Annotated in this window: 2 protein-coding genes and 1 pseudogene; all 3 read left to right on the forward strand. The window is 36.7% G+C overall.

Features of this window, described 5'->3' with window-relative positions:
- Nucleotides 1-375: pseudogene (locus VFS71_RS07510) on the forward strand (cytochrome c oxidase subunit I); the annotation flags it as partial.
- Nucleotides 376-456: 81 nt separating this feature from the next.
- A complete protein-coding gene (gene ruvB / locus VFS71_RS07515) occupies nucleotides 457-1479 on the forward strand; it encodes a Holliday junction branch migration DNA helicase RuvB (RefSeq protein ID WP_111409734.1) in 1023 nt (340 codons plus the stop codon).
- Between the two features lie 131 nt (nucleotides 1480-1610).
- The coding region (locus VFS71_RS07520) for an epoxyqueuosine reductase (RefSeq protein WP_326400312.1) at nucleotides 1611-2084 on the forward strand (474 nt) is incomplete at its 3' end.

Raw genomic sequence — 2084 nt, forward strand, 5'->3', positions numbered from 1 at the left:
TTCCCAATGCACTTTATTGGATTAGCTGGTTTACCTAGACGTTATTATACTAATACAAACTTCCCATTGTTTGATGATTTGCAAAATGTAAACGTATTGATTACAACATTTGCTTTGATTGGTGGAGCTTTCCAATTAGTATTTTTATACAATTTCTTTAGCAGTATTTTCTATGGTAAGAAAGCAGTTCAAAATCCATGGAAATCAAATACATTGGAATGGACTACACCAGTAGAGCATATGCACGGTAACTGGCCTGGAGAAATTCCTCACGTACACCGTTGGCCTTATGACTACAGTAATCCTGCTCATGAAGAGGATTTTGTACCTCAAACGGTTCCAATGAAAGAAGGAGAAGTAGTTTTACATCACTAAAATTTCAAAATCATATAAATGCCTTTCATTATTGAGAGGCATTTTTTTATATACAATGATTACTTTTTTTATCTTTATCGCATGAATGAAAACTTAGATCCAACAAATAATAACTTTAGTTCCGAAGAACTAGATATCGAAAAAAGATTGAGACCCTTGTCTTTTGATGATTTTGCGGGTCAGGATCAAGTATTGGAAAATCTTAAGGTTTTTGTTGCTGCTGCCAATCAAAGGAAAGAAGCTCTTGATCATACTCTTTTTCACGGGCCTCCTGGTTTGGGTAAAACGACTCTGGCTAATATTTTAGCAAATGAATTAGAAGTAGGTATTAAAATTACTTCCGGACCTGTTTTGGATAAACCCGGCGATTTAGCTGGATTGCTTACAAATCTTGAAGAAAGGGATGTTTTGTTTATAGACGAGATACACCGTTTAAGTCCGATAGTTGAAGAGTATTTGTATTCGGCAATGGAAGATTTTAAGATCGATATTATGATTGAATCTGGTCCAAATGCCAGAACGGTTCAAATCAATTTAAATCCTTTTACGCTTATCGGAGCAACTACGCGTTCTGGGCTTTTGACAGCTCCTATGCGTGCTCGTTTTGGTATTTCGTCAAGACTGCAATATTATACAACTGAGCTTTTGACAACAATTGTGGAGCGAAGTGCTATGATTTTCAAAATGCCGATTACTATGGAAGCCGCTATTGAAATTGCGGGAAGAAGTAGAGGGACACCTCGTATTGCGAATGCATTATTGCGTCGTGTTCGTGATTTTGCTCAAATAAAAGGTAACGGAACCATTGATATTGAAATAGCGCGATATGCCTTAAAAGCATTGAATGTAGATGCCCATGGTCTGGACGAAATGGATAACAAAATTTTGAATACCATCATTGATAAATTCAAAGGAGGGCCCGTTGGTTTGTCCACATTGGCAACCGCCGTATCCGAAAGTAGTGAAACTATCGAGGAAGTTTATGAACCTTTCTTGATTCAGGAGGGCTTTATTATGCGTACTCCTAGAGGGCGTGAAGTAACCGAAAAAGCTTATAAGCATCTAGGAAAAATCAAAGCCAATATTCAAGGTGGATTATTCTAATGGTTAGGAGCTATTCCTGCTATCCATTGCAATCTTTCCTATTTTTAAAGAAAAAATAGAAAAGGATTTTCACTGCTATCAGGGCTAGGGCTTTAATAGTGATCAAGATCTTTTATTAAAAATAAGAAGCCATAAACAATAAGTCAAAATACACGCAATTTATAAAATCCGAGGCCAAGCGTCTTGGATTTTTGTCTTGTGGTATATCAAAAGCTGGTTTTCTAGAACAGGAAGCTCCTCGTTTGGAAAATTGGCTGAATCAAAATAACAATGGGCAAATGTCCTATATGGAGAATAATTTTGACAAACGCTTGGATCCAACTTTATTGGTCGATGATGCTAAGAGTGTAGTTTCTCTTTTACTTAACTATTATCCTTCGGAATTCCAAAATTCAGCTTCCTATAAAATATCCAAATATGCTTATGGACAGGATTACCATTTTGTCATAAAGGATAAACTAAAAGAGTTGCTTTTTTCGATAGAGTCTAATATTGGTGCTGTTTCCGGACGTGCTTTTGTGGATTCTGCTCCTGTTTTGGATAAAGCTTGGGCTGCCAAAAGCGGTTTAGGGTGGATAGGTAAAAACAGTAATCTGCTGACTCAA

The organism is Flavobacterium sp., from assembly GCF_035760125.1.
Taxonomy (GTDB): domain Bacteria; phylum Bacteroidota; class Bacteroidia; order Flavobacteriales; family Flavobacteriaceae; genus Flavobacterium.

Bases quoted from the DNA above. Each gene is read 5' to 3' on its own strand.
- ruvB (WP_111409734.1), top strand. From the start codon at position 457: ATGAATGAAAACTTAGATCCAACAAATAATAACTTTAGTTCCGAAGAA.